The 21,305-nt window shown below is 51.7% G+C and carries 21 protein-coding genes and 1 pseudogene; 10 read left to right on the plus strand and 12 right to left on the minus strand.

Annotation, left to right across the window (positions count from 1 at the left end; genetic code table 11):
• Positions 1 to 267: 267 nt before the first annotated feature.
• From dusB to ACQKDS_RS16715, 5 genes are all read left to right on the plus strand, one after another.
• Positions 268 to 1,233, plus strand: coding sequence for a tRNA dihydrouridine synthase DusB (dusB, locus tag ACQKDS_RS16695; protein WP_399672697.1), 966 nt, complete (start codon positions 268 to 270; stop codon positions 1,231 to 1,233).
• 21 nt (positions 1,234 to 1,254) lie between these two features.
• On the plus strand, positions 1,255 to 1,551 hold the full coding sequence (gene fis / locus ACQKDS_RS16700) for a DNA-binding transcriptional regulator Fis (protein WP_000462905.1): 297 nt from the start codon (positions 1,255 to 1,257) through the stop codon (positions 1,549 to 1,551).
• A 354-nt stretch (positions 1,552 to 1,905) separates the two neighbouring features.
• A complete protein-coding gene (lpxP, locus tag ACQKDS_RS16705) occupies positions 1,906 to 2,826 on the plus strand; it encodes a kdo(2)-lipid IV(A) palmitoleoyltransferase (protein WP_399672639.1) in 921 nt (306 codons plus the stop codon).
• 137 nt (positions 2,827 to 2,963) lie between these two features.
• Positions 2,964 to 3,656 carry a CTP synthase C-terminal region-related (seleno)protein gene (locus tag ACQKDS_RS16710; RefSeq protein WP_399672641.1) on the plus strand — a complete coding sequence of 231 codons (693 nt, stop codon included), beginning with the start codon at positions 2,964 to 2,966 and terminating at the stop codon, positions 3,654 to 3,656.
• A gap of 28 nt (positions 3,657 to 3,684) precedes the next feature.
• Positions 3,685 to 4,572 (plus strand): LysR family transcriptional regulator, encoded by an 888-nt coding sequence (locus ACQKDS_RS16715; protein WP_399672643.1) that lies wholly within the window; start codon positions 3,685 to 3,687, stop codon positions 4,570 to 4,572.
• 69 nt (positions 4,573 to 4,641) lie between these two features.
• Here ACQKDS_RS16715 and ACQKDS_RS16720 read toward each other — a convergent pair whose 3' ends face one another.
• The gene (locus tag ACQKDS_RS16720) at positions 4,642 to 6,291 is read right to left on the minus strand and encodes a Na+/H+ antiporter (RefSeq protein ID WP_399672645.1); all 1,650 of its coding nucleotides are present in this window, start codon (positions 6,289 to 6,291) and stop codon (positions 4,642 to 4,644) included.
• A 184-nt stretch (positions 6,292 to 6,475) separates the two neighbouring features.
• Complete coding sequence (locus ACQKDS_RS16725) at positions 6,476 to 7,837, minus strand: NCS2 family permease (RefSeq protein ID WP_399672647.1); 1,362 nt, start codon at positions 7,835 to 7,837, stop codon at positions 6,476 to 6,478.
• On the opposite strand from ACQKDS_RS16725, the gene ACQKDS_RS16730 reads away from it, so the two are divergent.
• Positions 7,836 to 7,988, plus strand: a complete 153-nt coding sequence (locus ACQKDS_RS16730) for a hypothetical protein (RefSeq protein ID WP_399672649.1) — start codon at positions 7,836 to 7,838, stop codon at positions 7,986 to 7,988. The two genes, ACQKDS_RS16725 and ACQKDS_RS16730, sit on opposite strands and share 2 nt — an antisense overlap.
• A 294-nt stretch (positions 7,989 to 8,282) precedes the next feature.
• Here the strand turns inward: ACQKDS_RS16730 and ACQKDS_RS16735 are convergent, their stop codons facing one another.
• Genes ACQKDS_RS16735 through ACQKDS_RS16745 form a run of 3 tightly spaced genes read right to left on the minus strand, consistent with a single transcriptional unit; the run spans position 8,283 to position 9,847 of the window.
• Positions 8,283 to 8,693, minus strand: coding sequence for a VOC family protein (locus ACQKDS_RS16735; RefSeq protein ID WP_399672651.1), 411 nt, complete (start codon positions 8,691 to 8,693; stop codon positions 8,283 to 8,285).
• Between the two features lie 45 nt (positions 8,694 to 8,738).
• Positions 8,739 to 9,407, minus strand: coding sequence for a glutathione S-transferase family protein (locus ACQKDS_RS16740; RefSeq protein ID WP_399672653.1), 669 nt, complete (start codon positions 9,405 to 9,407; stop codon positions 8,739 to 8,741).
• A complete protein-coding gene (locus ACQKDS_RS16745) occupies positions 9,404 to 9,847 on the minus strand; it encodes a lipocalin-like domain-containing protein (RefSeq protein WP_399672655.1) in 444 nt (147 codons plus the stop codon). Before ACQKDS_RS16745 ends, ACQKDS_RS16740 begins: the two co-directional genes overlap by 4 nt.
• Positions 9,848 to 10,015: 168 nt before the next feature.
• Here ACQKDS_RS16745 and ACQKDS_RS16750 point away from each other — a divergent pair, with 168 nt between their 5' ends.
• Entirely contained in the window at positions 10,016 to 10,765 is a 750-nt protein-coding gene (locus ACQKDS_RS16750) for a 3-oxoacyl-ACP reductase family protein (RefSeq protein WP_399672657.1), read from the plus strand.
• 200 nt (positions 10,766 to 10,965) lie between these two features.
• On the opposite strand, the gene hemB is transcribed toward ACQKDS_RS16750, so the two are convergent.
• Positions 10,966 to 11,946: a porphobilinogen synthase gene (gene hemB, locus ACQKDS_RS16755; protein ID WP_399672659.1), complete on the minus strand. Its 981-nt coding sequence runs from the start codon at positions 11,944 to 11,946 to the stop codon at positions 10,966 to 10,968.
• 602 nt (positions 11,947 to 12,548) lie between these two features.
• Between hemB and ACQKDS_RS16760 the strand changes: the two are divergent.
• Positions 12,549 to 12,752 (plus strand): annotated as a pseudogene (locus ACQKDS_RS16760) (DUF1722 domain-containing protein); the annotation flags it as partial.
• 15 nt (positions 12,753 to 12,767) lie between these two features.
• Positions 12,768 to 13,223, plus strand: coding sequence for a hypothetical protein (locus ACQKDS_RS16765; protein WP_399672661.1), 456 nt, complete (start codon positions 12,768 to 12,770; stop codon positions 13,221 to 13,223).
• A 308-nt stretch (positions 13,224 to 13,531) separates the two neighbouring features.
• Here ACQKDS_RS16765 and ssb1 read toward each other — a convergent pair whose 3' ends face one another.
• Positions 13,532 to 14,071: a single-stranded DNA-binding protein SSB1 gene (ssb1, locus tag ACQKDS_RS16770; protein WP_399672663.1), complete on the minus strand. Its 540-nt coding sequence runs from the start codon at positions 14,069 to 14,071 to the stop codon at positions 13,532 to 13,534.
• 277 nt (positions 14,072 to 14,348) lie between these two features.
• Between ssb1 and uvrA the strand changes: the two genes are divergently transcribed.
• Complete coding sequence (gene uvrA, locus ACQKDS_RS16775) at positions 14,349 to 17,180, plus strand: excinuclease ABC subunit UvrA (RefSeq protein WP_399672665.1); 2,832 nt, start codon at positions 14,349 to 14,351, stop codon at positions 17,178 to 17,180.
• 369 nt (positions 17,181 to 17,549) lie between these two features.
• Here the strand turns inward: uvrA and ACQKDS_RS16780 are convergent, their stop codons facing one another.
• From ACQKDS_RS16780 to ACQKDS_RS16800, 5 genes are all read right to left on the minus strand, one after another.
• Positions 17,550 to 17,972 carry a DUF1090 domain-containing protein gene (locus ACQKDS_RS16780; RefSeq protein WP_399672667.1) on the minus strand — a complete coding sequence of 141 codons (423 nt, stop codon included), beginning with the start codon at positions 17,970 to 17,972 and terminating at the stop codon, positions 17,550 to 17,552.
• 504 nt (positions 17,973 to 18,476) lie between these two features.
• On the minus strand, positions 18,477 to 18,830 hold the full coding sequence (locus ACQKDS_RS16785) for an MmcQ/YjbR family DNA-binding protein (RefSeq protein WP_399672669.1): 354 nt from the start codon (positions 18,828 to 18,830) through the stop codon (positions 18,477 to 18,479).
• Positions 18,831 to 18,834: 4 nt separating this feature from the next.
• On the minus strand, positions 18,835 to 19,251 hold the full coding sequence (locus ACQKDS_RS16790) for a secondary thiamine-phosphate synthase enzyme YjbQ (protein ID WP_399672671.1): 417 nt from the start codon (positions 19,249 to 19,251) through the stop codon (positions 18,835 to 18,837).
• Positions 19,252 to 19,379: 128 nt separating this feature from the next.
• Positions 19,380 to 20,573, minus strand: coding sequence for an amino acid aminotransferase (locus ACQKDS_RS16795; RefSeq protein ID WP_399672673.1), 1,194 nt, complete (start codon positions 20,571 to 20,573; stop codon positions 19,380 to 19,382).
• A 253-nt stretch (positions 20,574 to 20,826) separates the two neighbouring features.
• The gene (locus tag ACQKDS_RS16800) at positions 20,827 to 21,294 is read right to left on the minus strand and encodes an Lrp/AsnC family transcriptional regulator (protein WP_399672675.1); all 468 of its coding nucleotides are present in this window, start codon (positions 21,292 to 21,294) and stop codon (positions 20,827 to 20,829) included.
• Positions 21,295 to 21,305: the final 11 nt, after the last annotated feature.

Consider the following 21,305-nt stretch of genomic DNA (forward strand, 5'->3'; position numbering starts at 1 on the left):
ATAAATGCCGTCAATTCCCGTCGCTCTCGGCTTAAATGCCCATCATTTGCAGATAATATTCTGTTGTTTTGCGATTATTTACCTGCATACAAAATAAGCACATTTGGTCAAGTCTTTGTTAAATATATATAATATTTTCAGCTCTCGCTGTGAACAGCATTTTCATTGATCAACTGCATCAAATCGGTCAAAGTTTGGCCTTTCATCTCGACGCAAAAATGCGTAATATACGCGCCCTTGCGGACACAGTATGGTCAATCTTTGTCTATGCGCATTGGACACCACCAGTTAACAAATTGCTTGATTGCGGCCCCGATGGCCGGGATCACCGATCGCCCGTTCAGAACCTTGTGTCATGCAATGGGGGCTGGGATGGCTGTATCCGAAATGCTCTCCTCCAATCCGGAGGTATGGCGAACGGATAAGTCGCGTCTGCGCATGGTTCATAGCGATGAACCTGGGATTCGCTCCGTGCAAATTGCCGGATGCGACCCGGATGATATGGCCGCCGCCGCCCGGATCAACGTGGCTAGCGGCGCACAGATCATCGACATCAATATGGGTTGCCCGGCTAAAAAAGTGAACCGGAAGCTTGCAGGGTCTGCTTTATTGCAGTACCCGGATCTGGTTAAACAGATCCTCCACGCGGTCGTTAATGCCGTGGATGTGCCGGTAACGCTGAAAATCCGTACCGGCTGGGCGCCAGAACACCGTAACTGTGTAGAGATTGCCCAATTGGCCGAAGACTGTGGTATTCAGGCTTTGACGATTCATGGCCGAACCCGTGCCTGCCTGTTCAACGGCGACGCGGAGTACGACAGCATTCGGGCAGTTAAGCAGAACGTTTCCATTCCGATTATCGCGAATGGCGACATTACTGACCCGCATAAAGCCAGAGCAGTGCTCGACTACACTGGGGCTGATGCCCTGATGATAGGCCGCGCTGCTCAGGGGAGACCCTGGATCTTCCGGGAAATCCAGCATTATCTGGACACTGGGGAGTTGCTGCCACCGCTGCCGCTTGGCGAAGTGAAGCGCTTGTTGATCGGGCATATTCGGGAATTGCACGGCTTTTACGGCCAAGGCAAGGGATTCCGAATCGCTCGTAAACACGTCTCTTGGTATCTTCAAGAGCACGCCCCAAATGACCAGTTTCGGCGCACATTCAACGCCATAGAGGATGCCAGCGAACAGCTGGAGGCGTTGGAGGCATATTTCGAAAATCTTGCGTAACAAAAAAGAGCTGACAGAACTATGTTCGAACAACGCGTAAATTCTGACGTACTGACCGTTTCAACCGTGAACTCACAGGATCAAGTGACTCAAAAGCCTCTGCGTGACTCGGTTAAGCAAGCACTGAAGAACTATTTTGCTCAATTGAATGGTCAAGACGTTAACGACCTGTATGAGCTGGTATTGGCTGAAGTTGAACAGCCACTGTTGGACATGGTGATGCAATACACCCGTGGCAACCAGACCCGTGCAGCCCTGATGATGGGCATCAACCGCGGTACCCTGCGTAAGAAATTGAAAAAATACGGCATGAACTGATACTAGTCAGTTAACATGTTGAAAAAAGGCGCTTTATCTCATTTGATAAGCGCCTTTTTCTTTGCTGGTATTCATACTGCGGCATCTTCATCTCGGTTTGAATCAGACTATTCGTATGCCGCTCTGCTATCCACTCACGTAGGCTGTGGTATACTGTACATTCTTAGAGCCACTTCGGCTTGCCAACAGCCGTTCGTCCTCCGCCTGATTAGCACGCCAACCGCCCTTCGAATGTAAAGATTTAGTCAATGATTAAACGATAATCTGATTAGGGTGTCTGAGTAATTGTATCGCTATCGAGTGGCCTCTTTATGCGTTACAGGTTTCTACCCCTAAACGCATAAATGAGTTGATATGAAGCGTCCGCAAAAATTCAAACGTACCTTGCTGCACCCCCGCTACTGGCTGACCTGGTTTGGCCTAGCGATACTTTTTCTCCTCGTCCAACTCCCCTATCCCGTTCTGCACAAGCTGGGCGTATGGATGGGTCGTACTTCAATGCGTTTTCTAAAACGCCGTGTTTCCATCACCCGTCGTAATCTGGAACTGTGTTTCCCAGAAATGGACGAAGCTCAGCGTGAACGTAAAGTGATCGGTAACTTCGAATCCCTCGGCATGGGTCTGCTGGAAACCGGTATCGCGTGGTTTTGGTCTGATAAACGCGTTAAGCGCTGGTTCAATGTTTCAGGAATCAATCACCTGAAAATGGCACAACAGAACGAGCGTGGCGTATTGGTCATTGGCGTACACTTTATGTCGCTGGAGCTTGGCGGCCGGGCGATGGGCCTATGCCAACCGATGATGGCGATGTATCGCCCTCATAACAACAAAGCGATGGAGTGGGCACAAACCAAAGGCCGTATGCGCTCCAACAAAGCCATGCTGGATCGTAAAGATTTACGCGGCATGGTGCAGGCGTTAAAACGCGGGGAAGCAGTATGGTTTGCTCCCGATCAGGATTACGGCCCGCGCGGCAGCGTTTTTGCCCCGCTGTTCGCGGTCGATCAAGCCGCCACCACCAGCGGTACATTTATGCTGGCGCGTATGGCGAAACCGGCTCTGGTTCCGGTTGTCCTGATTCGCCGTGAAAACGGTAGCGGTTACGATCTACTGATCCAACCCGCGCTGGAAGATTACCCTATCGACGATGAAATGGCCGCCGCTGCTTACATGAATAAAGTGGTGGAAAAAGAGATTATGCGTGCGCCAGAGCAATATATGTGGCTACACCGCCGCTTTAAGACTCGGCCGATAGGCGCCCCTTCACTCTATTAATACCGCCATTGTTGGGCACTGCATACGCAGCGCCCATAATGCTTCCCTCCGCCCCATCCTGCTAACCGTAGAAAAACTCAGCGCATTAACATTTAACTTTGGTGTAACATCATGCTTTCCCGAACAGGAAGATGGTGATGAAAACTCAAATCCGTATTGCGCTGATCGGCGACTACCGGCCACAGGCCATCGCCCATCAAGCCATTCCCGTCGCACTCGCCCTAGCCGCCTCGCACCTTGATGTTGATATTCAGACACAGTGGTTACCCACCACAACACTTACTGATATTACAGTTCTCAATGAGTATCATGCTATTTGGGTGGTGCCCGGCAGCCCTTATCTGAACGACAGCGCCGTCTTTATGGCCATTCGCTACGCGCGTGAACAAAATGTTCCCTTTCTCGGTTCCTGCGGTGGGTTCCAATACGCAGTGGTGGAATATGCCCGTAATGTCATGGGTTGGCAGGACGCCAACCATGCGGAAACGGATAGCAGCGGGCGATTGGTCATTACGCCATTACGCTGCGCATTAGTGGAGGAAAGCGGAAGCATCGTTTTTCAATCGGGCACGCGCGTCGCGCAAGCTTACGGTAAGTTGGAAACACATGAAGCTTACCGGTGTCATTACGGCGTAAACCCGGAGTTTGTTGCCGCGCTGCAACAGTATCCTTTGGTGATTAGCGGCCATGATATGGAAGGCGACGTTCGCGCCGTGGAACTGCCAGACCACCGGTTTTATGTCGCAACGCTGTTCCAATCTGAACGTGCTGCGCTTACCGGACAACTTTCGCCACTGGTCGTCGCTCTGCTTAATGCTGCACGCGGCTAAGTGCCACAACGCCTGGGAGATTATCATCGTGGATGTTCGTACTCTGCGCTACTTTGTCGAAGTCGTACGCCAACAAAGTTTTACCCGCGCGGCAGAGAAACTGTTTGTCACCCAGCCGACCATCAGCAAAATGCTGCGCCATTTAGAAGATGAGTTAGAGTGTACCCTGCTCATTCGCGAAGGACGTAAGCTACGGCTAACCGACAGCGGTCAGGCAGTCTATCAGCGCGGCATCGCCATTCTGGATGAATTCCGCCAGCTTGAAGCGGAATTGGAAGACATCAGTTCAGTGAAAAAAGGCGTCCTGCGTTTGGGGATCCCGCCGATGGTGGGCCGACAAATCGCTGCACTGCTGCGCCAGTTTCGCCAGACTTATCCCCGTATTGAACTTAACATCTCAGAATTAGGCGGCCTCGCCGGCGAGCAAGCGGTGCTAGCCGGTGAACTGGATTTAGCGATGACGGTGTACTCACCCAGCAGCGAGCAACCTCTCACCTTTCTGCCACTGCTAGGTCATCCTATGTGCGTCGTCGCACCGCGCACTCAACCATGGCTGCACCGTACCCGCGTTGACATCAAGGAACTCGCTGACTGGCCAATCCTGATTTATAACGAAGACTTCGCCCTGTATAAAATGTTGATGGCCGCATTTCGCCAAGCCGGGATCGAACCGAAAATCGCGGTACGCAGTGGCCAATGGGACTTTTTAGCTTCGATGGTGCAAGCCGGCGTCGGCATTGCCATGTTACCGGAGCCGGTCTGCCAATGGCTGGATAAAGAAAACCTGATCTGCTTGCCGCTGGAGCCGAGAATGGAGTGGAAAGTCGGTCTGATCTGGCGTCAGAACAGTTATCTCTCTCACAGCGCCCAGGCTTGGATCGCCTGTTGCCGCGATTTTTGGCCATTATTGAAATGAGATTCACGGGCGCAGCCTGCTACGCCCGGATGACGACATCACTTCGGTTCTATGTGCCGCCCTTAAATCCTAGCCTTCGCGCTCCACCAGCAGCGCTTCCAGCAAGTCGAGATCGTGCAACAATTTTTGCAGTGTCTCATTACTAATTTTTTGCGTCGCCCGTAAGTGATACAACTCCCCACGTTCCGCACGCAATGCGGTTAAACGAAAGCGCCGCTCCAGATTTTCCAGCTCCAACGCATTTTCAATATCGTCTTTGCTGGCAATTCGCCGCCGCAGTGTCCCCACCACCCGAGAACTGATTTCTTTTAGCACCTGCGGATCGACGTTTTCTTCGGTATCCGCGGCCAAACGCTCTTCCATCTTATTAATACTTTCAATCGCCACTTCTGCCGCCATCGCAATCGCCATGCGCTCTTCGCCTTTGCTGGCGCTCTTATCCGTTACCTGAATACCACGCAGTAACAGCGGCAAGGCCATCACGCCGATCAACAATGACAGCAAAATGACCCCGGTTGCGATAAACACCAGCTGATAGCGAGCAGGGAACGCTGAACCATCGCTGAGCAACAGAGGGATCGACAACACACCGGCCAAGGTAATCGCCCCACGAACGCCAGCGAAAGAGGCCACCCACAGTTCGCGCGTCGTGTAATCGCCAAATAGTAATGGCCGTTTTTTCAGGAAACGCTTGCTGGCCCCTTTCATCAGCCACAACCACGTGAAGCGCAACACCAATAGCGCCGCATAAATGATGGCAACATCAGCAAACAGATACCAGGTCTGAATCGTCGGATCCAACTCGGCCTGTACGATAGAGGTTTCTAAAATGCCTGGCAGTTGCAAGCCCAACATGATGAACACCATGCCGTTGAATACAAACTCCAGCATCGCCCAAACACTGTTAGCACGCAGGCGCATCGCCAACGGCGCATTGCGGATCACCCCCGATTGACTGATAGTCATCCCCGCCGCGACGGCCGCCAAAATGCCGGAAACGCCGATGTGCTCAGCAATCAAATAAGAGGCAAACGGCAATAACAGCAACAGCACAATCTGTGTCGCCGGATCGTCACCACTCCAGCGGCTCATGATACGCAGCGATTTACTGTAGACCCAGGTGACCGCGACCCCGGCCAGCAGGCCACCGATCGCCACTTTCAGGAACTCCAGCGTTGCGCCGCCCACGGTAAAGATCATGGTGCCCATCGCCACCGCAATAGCGAATTTGAGCGACACCAAGCCAGAGGCGTCGTTCATCAACGCCTCGCCTTCCAGTACGCCCATAATGGATTTGGGAATACGCCCTTTACCAACAATACCGCTTAACGCGACCGCATCGGTTGGCGACAGAACCGCCGCCAAGGCAAATGCCGCCACCAGCGGAATCCCCGGTACCATCAGATAAATCAGGTAGCCGACACCGACCACGGTGAGCAACACCAATACCAGCGCCAAGCCGAGAATTTCGCGGCCATGGTGAATGAATTCACGCGTTGGGGTTTTCCAACCGTCAGCAAACAGCAGCGGCGGGATAAACAACACTAAAAACAGTTCAGGATCAAAATCAACGTGCAGCCCGAAATGCGGCCAAGCCAACATGGCCCCAATGGCAATTTGCATTAACGGTAACGGCACCTGGAACGGCAACATACGTGTCACCACCCCGGACAGGGAGACCACCAAGATCAAAATAAGAATAGTAAAAAAGATTTCCATGCTTTCCTTAGACTCTACGGTTCAAATCACAAGGCTCATTGCCAGAGCATACGTGATAGTAGATCACTTTTTTTACCGTGGTGAAAGCTTGTTGTGCCTTTCAAAAATAGCGAAATAAAGTAGAAGACTTATCAGAATAAAACCAATAAAGCGGGGCGCAGCGCACTGCCCCGCAAAATCAATGTCAGATAGCCCATCCACCCGCGTAGAAGGCAACTAATGCCAGCGCAATCAGCACCGTACCGATGTTGAGCTTTCGCCATTCACCAGAGAAAATACGGCCAATCACTAACGCACTGAAGCCCAACATGATGCCGGTAACAATATTACAGGTCAGCACGATGAATACCGCACAAAGTAACCCGGACATCGCATCAACAAAGTCGTTAAAGTCCAGTTTAGTGACATTACTCAGCATCAGCAGGCCAACGTACATCAGCGCAGGCGCAGTGGCATAGACCGGTACCAAATAAGACAACGGTGACAGGAATAAGATCAACAGGAACAGCAGGCCGACCACCGCGGCCGTCAGGCCAGTTTTGCCACCGGCGGCGGTACCCGCAGCCGATTCGATATACACCGCCGCAGGTGCAGCCCCCACCAAACCAGAAAAAATGCTGCTCACGGAGTCAGAAGTCAGTGCCTTACCGCCGCTAATAATCTGGCCGTCCTTATCCAGCAGGTTAGCTTGCCCGGCCACCGCACGGATAGTGCCGGTCGCGTCAAACACGGCGGTCATCACCAACGCCAGCACGCTAGGCAAAACAACCGGCTGTAACGCGCCCATGATATCCAAACTAAAAATCAATGAGTTGCCGTTTTCATCGGCCAGGCTCGGCATGGCAAACAGCCCTTGATATTTCACGGCAGGATCGACAATCAAACCAATTACCGAAATGGCGATAATCACCAGCAGAATACCGCCAGGCACCCGCAGTTTTTCCAGCCCAAATATAACCGCCAACCCCAATAGCGTCATCACCACGGGGAAAGACGTGAAAGCCCCCAGCGCGACGGGCAAACCGTCTAACGGATTCTTCACCACCAATCCAACACCGTTGGCAGCAATCAGCAACAAGAACAGACCGATGCCAATTCCAGTACCGTGTGCAACGCCCATCGGCAGATTACGTAGGATCCAAGAGCGGATGCCGGTCACTGAGATAAAGGTAAACAGCACGCCCATCAGGAAGACCGCCCCTAACGCGACGGGAATGCTGATTTGTTGGCCCAGTACCAGACTAAACGCCGTGAATGCAGTCAATGAAATCGCGCAGCCAATAGCCATCGGCAAATTCGCCCATAACCCCATCAGCAACGATCCTAAACCGGCGACCAAACAGGTCGCGACGAACACCGCCGTCGGCGGGAACCCGGCTTTGCCCAGCATGCTCGGCACCACAATCACCGAATAGACCATCGCCAGGAAGGTCGTCAGACCGGCCACCACCTCTTGGCGTACATTGCTGCCACGCTCTGAGATCTTAAAATATTTATCAAGCCCGCCTTTTGGTTTAACGGCGTTATTTGCTTGAGAACTCGACATGCTGCTTTCCCCTGTGATTTATCGCAAAAGCGGTCATCCGTTCACACGCGGTTACGACGAAATCGTTTCCGTCACGTTTGCTGACTTATCCTTCTCCAACGCGGCAAATTGGAGCCACGTAAAAGGCAAACGATTAACCTTGGTCGCGTGATACGGGTGAATTTATGTTGTTCTATACCCTAAATAATTCGCGTTGCATTATGGCAGCAAGAGAACGCCCCGCGCTCGGCTGGCTTGAACCAGTCATTCGGGTAAGTGAACATCGCCAACAAAGATGCAGCTTAAAATATGACGGGTATCGTCGAAGCAAACGATTATCCAGCCATCTATGTCGCCAGATCAACTAAAGATCGCGACAAACTAGAGAGAAAGCTGCCCGAACGCCCCATGGTTCAAATGCGATCGCTGCCACACAATTCATCAGCGGGAGCGGCTAAAACTGCGATTATTGCTGCGACGCCATCGCCTGTTGATCCATATACATCAGTTCCCAGATGTGACCATCCAAATCCTGAAAACCGTGGCCGTACATAAAACCGTAATCCTGCGGCTGTTGATAAGTATTACCACCGGCCGCTATCGCTTTACGCACCAGCTCGTCCACCGCTGCGCGGCTGGGCTGTGACAGGCATAACAGCACTTCCGTGGCCGTGTTGACATCGCTAATCGGGTTAGGGGTAAACATTTGGAATTTATCGTGGGTTAATAACATCACGTAAATGCTGTCACTCACCACCATGCAAGCCGCGCTGTCGTCGGTAAACTGCTGATTAAACGTGAAGCCAAGTTGACCAAAAAATGTCATGGAAGCCGGCAGATTGCTGACCGGCAGATTAACAAAGATTTGCGTCGTCATAGATCTTCTCCGATGCAGCCTAATCCATCGAGTATAGTTGAGTGATTAATTCAGTAGATCGTATGGCCCCCCCTGCTCCAACGCCCGTTGATAAGCCGGCCGCGTTTGTATACGCCGTAAAAAACCACTCAATTTCGGGTAACCATCCAGCCCATTGCGTGCCGCCATCGCCTCAATGGGAAAACTCATTTGAATATCCGCTGCGCTGAAGTCGTTGCCAACAAACCAGGTATTCGTCGCCAGATGCTGCTCCAGATAATCCCGATGTGTCGCGATCTGTTTATCCAGATATTTTCGTTGTACGCCTTTACCAATCGCACCGGCGATCGGGCGCATTAGCCACGGCATTGGCGGATGGCCAAGCCGCCCAAAAACCAACTTCATCACCATCAACGGCATCAGCGAGCCTTCAGCATAATGTAACCAATAACGATACTGCTGACGGGCATGGTAATCCGTCGGTATAAACTGCCCTTGCGCATCGTAGGCTTCCTGTAAATAGTCAATGATCGCGCCAGATTCTGCCAGCGTCAGATCGCCATCAACAATCACCGGCGACTTGCCCAACGGGTGAATGTGCTTCAATTCCGCAGGCGCCAGCATTGTGACGCTATCACGCTGATAGCGTTGTACCTGATAAGGCACCGCCAACTCCTCCAAAAACCACAGAATACGCTGTGAACGTGAATTATTCAGATGATGGACAATGATCACTGTGACTCCTCAATCCGTTGCCATACCAACTCCCCAATTTGCACACTATTGCCAATTTGCAATGGTGCCGTGCGCAACGTGAGTTTATCGTCGGTAAAGTTGTAAAAGCGAATTTGTCGGCTGCCGATCCAGTTTGGAAAGGAACACCCTTCGACGAGATGGATAATACGCTGATCCGGTTCATCAATCTGATAACGGCCGTAATAGCAGATCATATTGACGAACGCCGCTCGCAACTCTTTATCACTGCCTTGCGTCATGTCGTCCGAGACAAACTTCGGCCGCACCGCGCTGTACAGCTGCGCCGCCATATTGCCATTGGCATCGTAGTTAATACGCCCTTGGACTTGCGCGCCAAGTGGATAATTGACCGTGCCATCCTCACCTTTAAATACCGAAGACACCAAGGACCAATTGCCAATAAAAGCGTTCATCGTCATTGCCCTTTTCTTTCCGTTCACCTTGTTTAAAGGTAGTGTCGATTCGATACCTCTGCCAGCGTAGCCAAGCGCAAGCTGGCGATCGCCTTTTTCGGCTAATCGCAGGGGTTGATATGCAGGATACTGAGCCCATTGATTTACCACTGTTCACAACGATGGAGAGCAAACATGACAACATCTCAAGCCTTACAAGGAAAAGTCGCATTCATTCAAGGCGGTTCGCGCGGGATTGGCGCGGCCATCGCGAAACGCTTAGCGCGTGAAGGTGCAGCAGTCGCCTTCACTTACGTCGCGTCGGCAGATAAAGCCGAATCCGTGGTCAGCGCCATTCGCGCCAACGGAGGTAAAGCGCTGGCTCTGTGCGCTGACAGCGCCGATGCCGCAGCGCTGCAACAGGCAATTCGACAGGCCGTTAACCATTTCGGCAAACTGGATATTTTGGTCAACAACGCAGGAGTTCTAGCGATGGGGCAACTTGATGAACTGCCGCTGGAAGCGCTGGATCAAACCTTGTCGATTAACGTGCGCAGTGTATTTGTCGCGAGCCAAGAAGCCGCGCGCCATATGAATGATAACGGCCGCATTATCAATATCGGCAGTACCAATGCAGAGCGAATGCCGTTAGCGGGCGGCTCCCTCTATGCCATGAGCAAATCGGCGCTGGTGGGCTTGACCAAAGGCATGGCGCGCGACCTCGGGCCGCGCGGTATCACAGTCAACAACGTACAACCCGGACCGGTCGATACCGACATGAACCCTGAGAGCGGCGAGTTCGCTGAACAGTTAAAAGGCATGATGGCAATTGGCCGCTACGGTAAAGACGCAGAGATCGCCAGCTTTGTTGCTTATTTGGCCGGCCCAGAAGCGGGGTATATTACCGGCGCCAGCCTAACCGTTGACGGTGGTTTCTCTGCATAGCGGCGCAAATACCACGCGATTTATCCCTTGGGATAACGTATCGAGCCCGTTAAAAAAATAGCAATGCCGTTGAGGCAGATAACCATGCTCACGTCATTAATCTGGGCGACGATTGGAATGGTAATGTTCTGAGCTCACCTTGCAGCTAAAAGCCACCTGATGTCAGGTGGCTTTTCACGTTAACTTATCGAGCAAGTCGCTTAATAATCAACGCCGTTTTCAGCAATATCCATCGCGAAATAGGAGAGGATAATGTCCGCACCGGCACGCTTGATCGCGCCCAACGATTCCCGCACCACTTTACGCTCATCAATGGCACCCGCCTGAGCGGCAAACTTGATCATCGCGTATTCACCGCTGACCTGATAGGCAGCCAATGGTAAACGAGACGCCGCACGAATGTCGCTAATCACATCCAGATACGCGCCTGCCGGTTTGACCATCAGCGCATCGGCACCTTCCTGCTCGTCCATCAATGATTCACGAATCGCCTCACGGCGGTTCATCGGGTTCATTTGGTAGTTTTTGCGGTTCCCTTGCAACACACTCCCCCCCGCTTCACGGAAAGGCCCATACAGTGATGAAGCAAATTTAGTGGAATACGCCATGATCGACGTCTCGATAAAACCAGCGGCATCCAGCGCGCTTCGGATGGCCTGAACCTGACCGTCCATTGCCGACGAAGGAGCAATAAAATCAGCCCCTGCGGCAGCGGCGACCACCGCTTGTTTGCCAAGGTTGATCAACGTGGCATCATTATCAACGCCATGATCGTGCAGCACACCGCAATGCCCGTGTGAAGTATATTCGCAGAAACAGGTATCAGACATGACGATCATTTCAGGTACGGTGTCTTTACAGATGCGTGCCATCCGCGCCACCAGCCCGTCTTCTTTCCAAGTATCGCTCCCGGTCGCATCCATATGGTGAGAAATGCCAAACGTCATCACCGACCGAATACCGGCTTTCGCGTAGCGTTCAATTTCATAGGCCAACTTTGACTCAGGAATACGCAGCACGCCCGGCATCGTTTCGATCACCGCATATTCATCTACCTCTTCTTCAACAAAGATCGGCAGCACCAGATCGTCAACGCTGAATTCGGTTTCTTGAAATAACGTGCGTAACGATTCGGATTTCCGGAGACGGCGTGGACGAACCTGAGGGAAGTGACTTGACATGGGAACTCCTAAAAATTAGCCAGCCTGCTGGATGCACAACGAAAAGAACGGATAGCGCGATAATCACGTGGCTAAAACCGGTGTCTGTCTTTTCGTCAGAGAAGGCGTTTGCCTGATTGACTGGCGCTGGGTGTAACGTGTTTATAGCTTATCACGCCAACGTATTTTTTATACCTTTGTGCTTTCACCGCCACGGTACGTATCCGTTGCACTACGCCGAAACCGGCTTTCGCCACGGCGCAACATATCATGATGTTAATCAACCTGGCATCAGGCGGCTGGATCGTGATCAGCAACAAAAAAACCTGCCGTGGCAGGGCTTCAGGGTTCTTAATGAACAACCGAAGCGGATCGGTTCGGCTCATCTGGCAACGCTCGTGAGGCATGAAATCCTTTCAACTTAGTCAGTTAGAAAAGATCGGAGACTTTCCGTACATTATTCCGTGAAACATTCGCGAGCGCAGCACTGCAATCATTACGTTTATCTTTGCACTGCCACTGATAGCCCGCTGTGAGCGAGGAGCGGACGTAAGCCTTACACGAATATAATAAGCTTGGCGCAAGATCTTAAAAAGAGTGTTTTTAGATACATTCAGAGGTAATTTCGTCATCAGCTGACTTCCCGCCAGTTCGGCAAGCTAGTCGATGAGATCCTAGACTATCGTGATGGGCTATTACTGATTCTGGTCCCACTGACACTGATGAAGCATTACCTTGACGAATACCCGGTTCCATATCTTATGATCCAAAATTACTTTTCCACGTACCCAGAAAATTTATGTCTGCGTATGACCATATCTGAATAGACTGAGGACATCATTATGATTCAAAAAAGAATAGTACTTTGCCTGTCTTTAGCATCCTTCCTCAGTACTCCTGCTTGGGCAATTAATAAAGAGTACCGGCAAAAACTGGAGCAATCCGGCTGTACGCAAGTGTCCGAAGCCCAGGGGTGTGATATCAATAAAACAAAGGCAGAAAACACTAAGGCTGGATTCGTCAATAACGATAGCAGCAATGCCTCTACTGCAAGCCCTTATACCGGTCAATGGCAGGCAGTGAGCGATAGTGGGGCTACCGTGGCCAATATCAGTATTGACGCTTATGATAAAGTGACGATTAATGGTAAGAGCATTAAGGCTAAGAAACTGGATGGCGGCCTTCAGTTTAAACAGGGTAAGATTATTTACACCATTCAGGGTGACCGACGCCTAGAAGGCGAAGATGTCTGGCGGGATACAGATGCCGACACACAAGGAAAAATCCTCAAAAAGTAAACCTGTAAGCGAGGGAAAACAGCATGTATTCCCTCGCTATTTTCAGTCAGTCGTCGACATTATCACTGTCTATTTTTGTTCTGTCCCTGTTTTCTTCGGTTAAGAACCGGCAACTCAATTTAACGCCCGCTCCTGGCACAAAGTAGCCTTAAATGGCTATGAGCATGCCATGCAACAATGCTTTCCATTCCTTCAGCGTAATTGATATCCCAAAAGCACCCAGTCAAATTTTTCCTTTCCAAAAATAAAGAAAGCCCCGAATAGCGGGGCTTCAGAAGCGATTATTGACATAAAGCTCTATGGTATTTTTAGAACGGAATGTCGTCGTCGAAATCCATTGGGGGTTCGTTATTGCTGGCTGCGGGTGCCGTATTCTGCGCCGGACGCGCCTGCTGGCCGCCGCTGAACTGGTTAGCGCCCTGCTGTGGCTGCTGAGGTTGACCCCAGTTGCCTTGGCCGCCGGAAGCCTGACCACCACCCGCCGGTGCGCCACCGCCTTGACGGCCACCCAGCATTTGCATGGTGCCACCGACGTTGACCACCACTTCGGTGGTGTACTTTTCTACGCCAGCCTGATCGGTCCATTTACGGGTCTGCAATGCACCTTCGATGTAAACCTGGGAACCTTTACGCAGGTATTCGCCCGCCACTTCCGCCAGCTTGCCAAACAGCACAACGCGGTGCCACTCGGTTTTCTCTTTCTGCTCGCCTGTCGCCTTATCGCGCCAGCTTTCGGAGGTAGCCAGGGTAATGTTGGCAACCGCGCCACCATTCGGCATGTAACGGACTTCTGGGTCTTGGCCCAAATTCCCGACCAGAATTACTTTATTTACGCCTCTGCTGGCCATGAGCTCTCTCCTGATGAATGACTTTTACACAGTATAAACGAGTAAGTTTATCATGCTAAGGCCGAAACCACACCCGCGATGATTACTGCGTATTGTATTCCAGAAATGTCTCCGCGTTCGACTTTGTTGCATTGGTATACTGGATATTCATTCAGGTTTACTTGTGTCATAATTATGCGTTTCGTACTGGCCGTGCCGGTTTTTTGCTCGCTTGATCATGAAATCGCCCGTAAAAAACGCAGACAAGCACGGTGTATCATCTAAACGGGAAGTGTAAATGGACAATATCGAAGTTCGTGGTGCTCGAACCCATAATCTCAAAAACATCAACCTGATTATCCCGCGCGACAAACTGATTGTTGTCACCGGATTATCCGGTTCAGGCAAGTCCTCACTGGCCTTTGATACACTGTATGCCGAAGGGCAACGTCGCTACGTCGAATCGCTCTCCGCTTACGCTCGCCAGTTCCTTTCGCTGATGGAAAAGCCGGACGTTGACCATATTGAAGGTCTGTCACCGGCGATTTCTATCGAGCAGAAATCGACTTCGCACAACCCGCGCTCCACCGTCGGCACCATCACGGAAATACATGATTACCTGCGCTTGCTGTTCGCCCGCGTTGGCGAGCCACGCTGCCCAGAACATCACGTGCCACTGGCGGCACAAACCGTCAGTCAGATGGTCGATAACGTGCTCAATCAGCCGGAAGGCAAGCGTCTTATGCTGCTGGCTCCGGTGATCAAAGATCGCAAAGGTGAGCACATTAAAACGCTGGAAAACCTGGCAACCCAGGGCTACATCCGGGCGCGCATCGACGGCGAAGTGTGCGATCTTTCCGATCCCCCCAAGTTGGAGCTGCAAAAGAAACATACCATCGAAGTGGTGGTCGATCGCTTTAAGGTGCGCGATGATTTGGCTCAACGCCTGGCGGAGTCGTTCGAAACGGCGTTAGAGCTTTCCGGCGGCACCGCGGTAGTGGCTGATATGGATGACGAAAAAGCCGAGGAGCTGTTGTTTTCAGCCAACTTCGCGTGTCCCCTCTGTGGCTATAGTATGCGTGAGCTTGAGCCGCGTCTGTTTTCCTTTAACAACCCGGCCGGTGCCTGCCCGACCTGCGACGGTTTGGGCGTTCAACAGTTCTTCGATCCCGATCGCGTAGTGCAAAATCCCGAACTGTCACTGGCGGGTGGCGCGATCCGGGGTTGGGATCGCCGTAACTTCTATTACTTCCAAATGCTGCGCTCGCTGGCAGAGCATTATCAATTCGATGTGGAAGCGCCGTTTAATACCCTGAGCCCCGAGGTGAAAAAGGCAGTGTTGAGCGGATCAGGCAAAGAATCGATCGAATTCAAATACATTAACGATCGCGGTGATACCACCGTTCGCCGCCATCCGTTCGAAGGCGTGCTGCACAACATGGAACGCCGCTATAAAGAAACTGAATCGAGCGCGGTACGTGAAGAACTGGCGAAATTCATCAGCAATCGACCTTGCGCGTCCTGTCACGGTACCCGCCTGCGTGAAGAATCACGTAATGTGTTCGTAGAAGACACCACACTGCCGGAAATTTCCGATCTGAGCATCGGCCATGCGATGGACTTCTTCCAAAACATCAAGCTCAGCGGCCAGCGCGCCAAAATTGCTGAAAAAGTGTTGAAAGAAATCGGCGATCGCCTGAAGTTCTTGGTCAACGTCGGGCTGAATTATCTGTCGCTGTCGCGTTCGGCGGACACCCTTTCCGGCGGTGAAGCACAGCGTATCCGCCTGGCGAGCCAGATTGGTGCGGGGCTGGTTGGCGTGATGTATGTACTGGATGAGCCATCGATCGGTTTGCATCAGCGTGACAACGAACGCCTGTTAGAAACGCTGATCCACCTGCGTAACCTCGGTAATACCGTGATCGTAGTTGAACACGATGAAGACGCAATCCGTGCTGCCGACCATGTCATCGACATCGGTCCCGGTGCCGGCGTGCACGGCGGCCAAGTGGTGGCAGAAGGCACCGTCGATGACATCATGGCGCAACCGGCGTCGCTCACCGGCCAATTCCTCAGCGGCAAACGCGAAATTTCCATTCCAACAGCGCGCGTTCCGGCCGATCCCAACAAAGTGTTGAAGATAAGCGGCGCACGCGGCAACAACCTGAAAGACGTTACGCTGACGTTGCCGGTGGGGTTATTCACCTGTATTACCGGTGTGTCCGGCTCCGGGAAATCGACGTTGATTAACGATACGTTGTTCCCGATTGCTCAGCACCAGTTGAACGGCGCAACGCTGGCTGAACCCGCGCCTTACCGTGAAGTCAACGGTCTCGAGCACTTCGATAAAGTCATCGATATCGATCAAAGCCCGATTGGCCGTACGCCGCGTTCCAACCCCGCGACTTATACTGGTATCTTTACCCCGGTACGCGAACTGTTCGCTGGCGTACCGGAATCGCGTACTCGCGGCTACACGCCAGGGCGCTTCAGCTTCAACGTGAAAGGCGGCCGCTGCGAAGCCTGCCAGGGCGATGGGGTGATCAAAGTCGAAATGCACTTCCTGCCAGATATTTACGTACCGTGTGACCAGTGCAAGGGCAAACGCTATAACCGTGAAACGCTGGAGATTAAGTACAAAGGCAAAAGCATTCACGAGGTGCTGGAGATGACCATCGAGGAAGCACGTGACTTCTTCGACGCGGTGCCCGCGCTAGCACGCAAGCTGCAAACCCTGATGGACGTGGGCTTGTCCTATATTCGTCTTGGCCAGTCGGCGACCACCTTGTCCGGCGGTGAGGCACAGCGGGTGAAACTGGCGCGCGAATTGTCGAAGCGTGGAACCGGCCAAACGCTGTATATTCTCGATGAGCCGACCACCGGCCTGCACTTCGCTGATATTCAGCAATTGCTGGCGGTTCTGCATCAGCTTCGCGATCAAGGCAACACTATCGTGGTGATTGAACACAATCTTGATGTAATTAAAACCGCAGATTGGATTGTTGATCTCGGGCCGGAAGGCGGTAGCGGCGGCGGTGAAATACTGGTCTCAGGCACACCGGAAACCGTGGCTAACTGTGAGGCATCCCATACTGCACGGTTCCTGAAACCCATGTTAGCAGCAAAATAGGCAATGCCCGTGCCATGCCCTACCGGTTTCTACAACCGTTGGGCATGGCATTCTGATTGCTGCCGATTAAAGCAGCGCAATACCCTGTTGGATGAGCCTTGCAGGTTAACGTTAAAAGAGGAAAAGTATGTTTGTCGCGCTGTCAGATAACACGCACAGACAGGTTAATTTATTTTTCGGCGGGTTATTGATGGCCTATTGAATATTTATTATCAACCAAGGTAAATATTTCCAGCCTTATTATCGCAACATCTCTTTCTACCGAATAAAAAACAAGAAAATTACGCTCGGTGACCGCGTGAACGGCCACCTTTAAATAAAGGTTGTGACAGAAAACTTCACCCCGATGTTAAAATAAACTGACGGATTTTATTTCCACATCGCCTGTGCCTGTTTTAGCTCAAACTCTGCTTCCGCCAGTTTCCGCTGTTCTTTCGCAATTTTACTCGGTTTGCCTTTCATCTGCGCTTTGTGCAGTTTCTCCTGCCGCTTTAACACTTTACGTTGTTTTTTTGCGATAAACGCTTGGTGATTAAAATCACCAGCGGACTGACCGCTGGGCACATAATCATATCGGTTGTAGCCCGATTGATAACCGCCATAACAATATCTTTGGACATTGGCCAAGGCACGATTAAGCCCTTCAATGCGATAAACGTTACCGTAACGGGTCGCATAGTCGAGCTGGGTTCGGATTTTTTGCTCTTTTATTGCACAGTTTGGCGATGCCAATGACAACGAGGAACAAACCAGCAACGGCAAAGCCAAAAATAGCGAGTGGTGTAATTTCATAGCAATGTCTCCTTTTAGTGGAATTCTCCACGGTTCCCTTTTTTCTTTACCTATCTCGTCACATTCAAAATTACATGCAAGACTGTGTTAAAGAATGTATAACGTATTTTTCCGCAACCCACGTTATTTAGACTATAAACATGACTTATTAGAGCAACAATTATAAAACTTTCAATAGGAGCAATCTCAATAAAAAACACTAAAAACACCGCCCTATTTTTCGATTTCAAATTATCACAGATTAATAAGCCGGAAGTACATCAGAGGAAAGAGTAAAAAATGCATGACAGCGCTATTTTTAGCCGCTCTCAATTACGGCTAAAACGCGATAAACCTGCAATATAACATGAGCCAATGGGCGACGTTTTCACCGCTCCGCGCATTGCTATCGCCTGATGCCGACAGCATATCTCCGCATGAGGGGTAAGATGTTTTTCCCCCGACCAGAGCTTTCTACCGTTCAACGGGCACGCCGATGGTGCCAACCGAGAGAATAGGTAAAAACTAGACGCGTAGCGCCTGACGCACCTGCTCCGGCAACCCTTCTAGGGCGAGCTTATAGGAGCCATCGATCAACGTATAAAACTGGGAGTTCGGCAGTGCGCCGTCCAGAAATACCGCATTCCAATGCGCTTTATTCAGATGCTCACACGGTACAATTTCAGGATGCTGCTCACGCAGGCTTTCGGCCTGTTCAGGGCTGGATTTAATCGCTAGCGCTGGCCGCCCATTGATCTCCAACACCATCGCAAACATCATCTCGCCCACTTTAACTTGGCTAGCCTTCCATGGGTTCTCTTCGCTCTGTTCCGCGCCCGGCTTACCCATACAATAATCTAATAACTCTGACTGATTCATAGGGTTACTCCCCTTGTAAAGTCGCGACAATACGGCGCGCGCCGCCGTGGATGCGGTGCTCTCCCAACCAAATCCCCTGCCACGTCCCCAGCATCAACCGCCCATGGCTAATCGGTAGCGTCAATGACACCCCCAGCGACGACGATTTGATATGGGCAGGCATGTCATCCGCCCCTTCGTAATCATGCTGATAGGCCGCGTTTTCTGGCACTTGACGCAAGAAATGCTGTTCCATATCCGATCGCACCGTGGGATCGCAGTTCTCGTTAAGCGTCAGCGAGGCGGAAGTATGCTGCAACAGCAGATGCAACAGACCGACTTGCAGACGATGTAAGTGGGTTAACCGATCGGTAATTTCCTCAGTGACCAGATGAAAACCACGCGCTTTGGCGCTGAGGATAAGCGTTTGCTGATGCCACATAGGTGAGCGCCCCCCATTGAGTATATTCTTTATCCGGTTTACAGCAACGTTGCTGACAAACCGGCAACAAAAAGGGGCGATATCGCTATCGCCCCCTGCAAGCTGAACGTCATTTACCCTAACAGTATTTACTGCACCGCCGCAAACGCCTCGGCAACCTGATGCACATTGTTATGGTTCAAACCCGCCACGCACATGCGGCCACTGTGGATCAAATACACGCCAAACTCTTCGCGCAGACGATCAACCTGCGCCGCGCTGAAACCGGTATAGCTAAACATGCCACGCTGTTCGAGTAGGTAATCGAAATTACGCTGCGGCAACGCGCTTTTCAACGCCGTTACCAATGTCTGACGCATGTCGAGAATGCGGCTGCGCATCGATTCAACTTCATCCAGCCACTGCTGCTTCAATTGCGCATCATTCAGCACTTTCGCCACGACTTGCGCACCGAAATTGGGTGGGCTGGAGTAGTTACGGCGCACCGTCGCTTTTAATTGGCCCAATACCCGCTCCGCGGCGTCACTGCTTTCACATACCACGGAAAGCCCGCCCACCCGCTCACCATACAGTGAAAAGATTTTCGAAAACGAGTTACTGACCAGGCATGGCAATCCCGCAGCGGCGATAGCACGTATCGCGTAAGCATCTTGCTCCATACCGGCGCCAAAGCCCTGATAAGCGATGTCGAGGAAGGCAATCAGCTCGCGTTCGGCGATGACCTTTACCACCTCATCCCACTGCGCAGGCGTCAGATCGGAACCCGTTGGGTTATGGCAACACGGATGCAGCAGCACAATACTTTTCGCCGGCATCTGTTCTAGCGTGCTGAGCATTGCCGCGAACTGCACACCCAGGCTCTCGCCGTCGAAGTAGGGATAGGTATTCACCTTAAAACCCGCACCGCTGAAGATAGCAATATGGTTTTCCCAAGTTGGATCGCTCACCCAAACTTGGGAGTCGGGGAAGTAATAGCGCAAGAAATCCGCCCCGACTTTTAACGCCCCGGAGCCACCGACGGTTTGTACCGTTGCGATACGCCCCTGCTGCAACATCGGGTGTTCTGCCCCGAACAACAATTGCTGAATAGCGCTACGATACGGTTGCAGCCCTTCCATCGGCAGATAGACCGATGCGCTCTGTTCCACGCTGTTCAACTGTGCTTCTGCGGCAGCAACGGCTTGCAACTGCGGAATAATGCCCTGTTCGTTGTAGTAAAGACCAATGCTCAGGTTAACTTTGTGCGCTCGCGGATCTTTTTTGAAGGTTTCCATCAGCGATAAGATCGGGTCACCAGCATAAGCATCAACATGTTGGAACACTGGGGGTTCTCCTTGATTTTATTATTCGGCTACAGATAAGCCTAACCTACCAAATATATACCCTTCATACTTCAAGTTGCTTGGGTGTTGGCTGCCTTTCTTCACCTTGGTCACATAGTTGGCTATGCTCCCAAGGACTCAGTCAGTTGCCGCCTACAAGCAACTCGAATTATCTTAGGTATAGACGCAATCGACGGTGACATTCCCGCCTCACGCGTGGCGATGCTCACCCTGACTAACGTGGCAACTTTTCTTAACGACTAACCGGTAATAAGCCATTTTCCTTGATGCGATTAAGCACCACCGCGGTTTTGATGTGTGACACGCTGTTATGGCTGGACAGCGTCTGGCTGATGAAATCGCTAAGCGCAGGCAAATCGGCCACGGCCACCTTCAACAGATAATCCGCATCACCAGTGGTTTTATACGCATCGATTACCGCATCAATCTCCTCCAGCATGCGATGGAAGCTATCAATATTTTGCTGGGCGTGAGACACCAAGCTGACCTCAATCAACCCCACCAAGCCCAGCCCGACGGCTTCCGGTGCTAGCCGCGCATGATAACCACGAATCAACTGTGCCTGTTCCAGACTAATGCGTCGTCGCGAACACTGCGAGGCAGAAAGCCCCACCAAATCGCTCAACTCCTGGTTGGTCAAACGACCATTGGCTTGTAACAGCGTCAAGATTTTCATATCAAAATCGTCAATATTGTACATAGCCACCTGTA

The sequence above is a fragment of the Serratia sp. NPDC078593 genome (assembly GCF_050268245.1).
Taxonomy (GTDB): Bacteria; Pseudomonadota; Gammaproteobacteria; order Enterobacterales; family Enterobacteriaceae; genus JBNNGK01.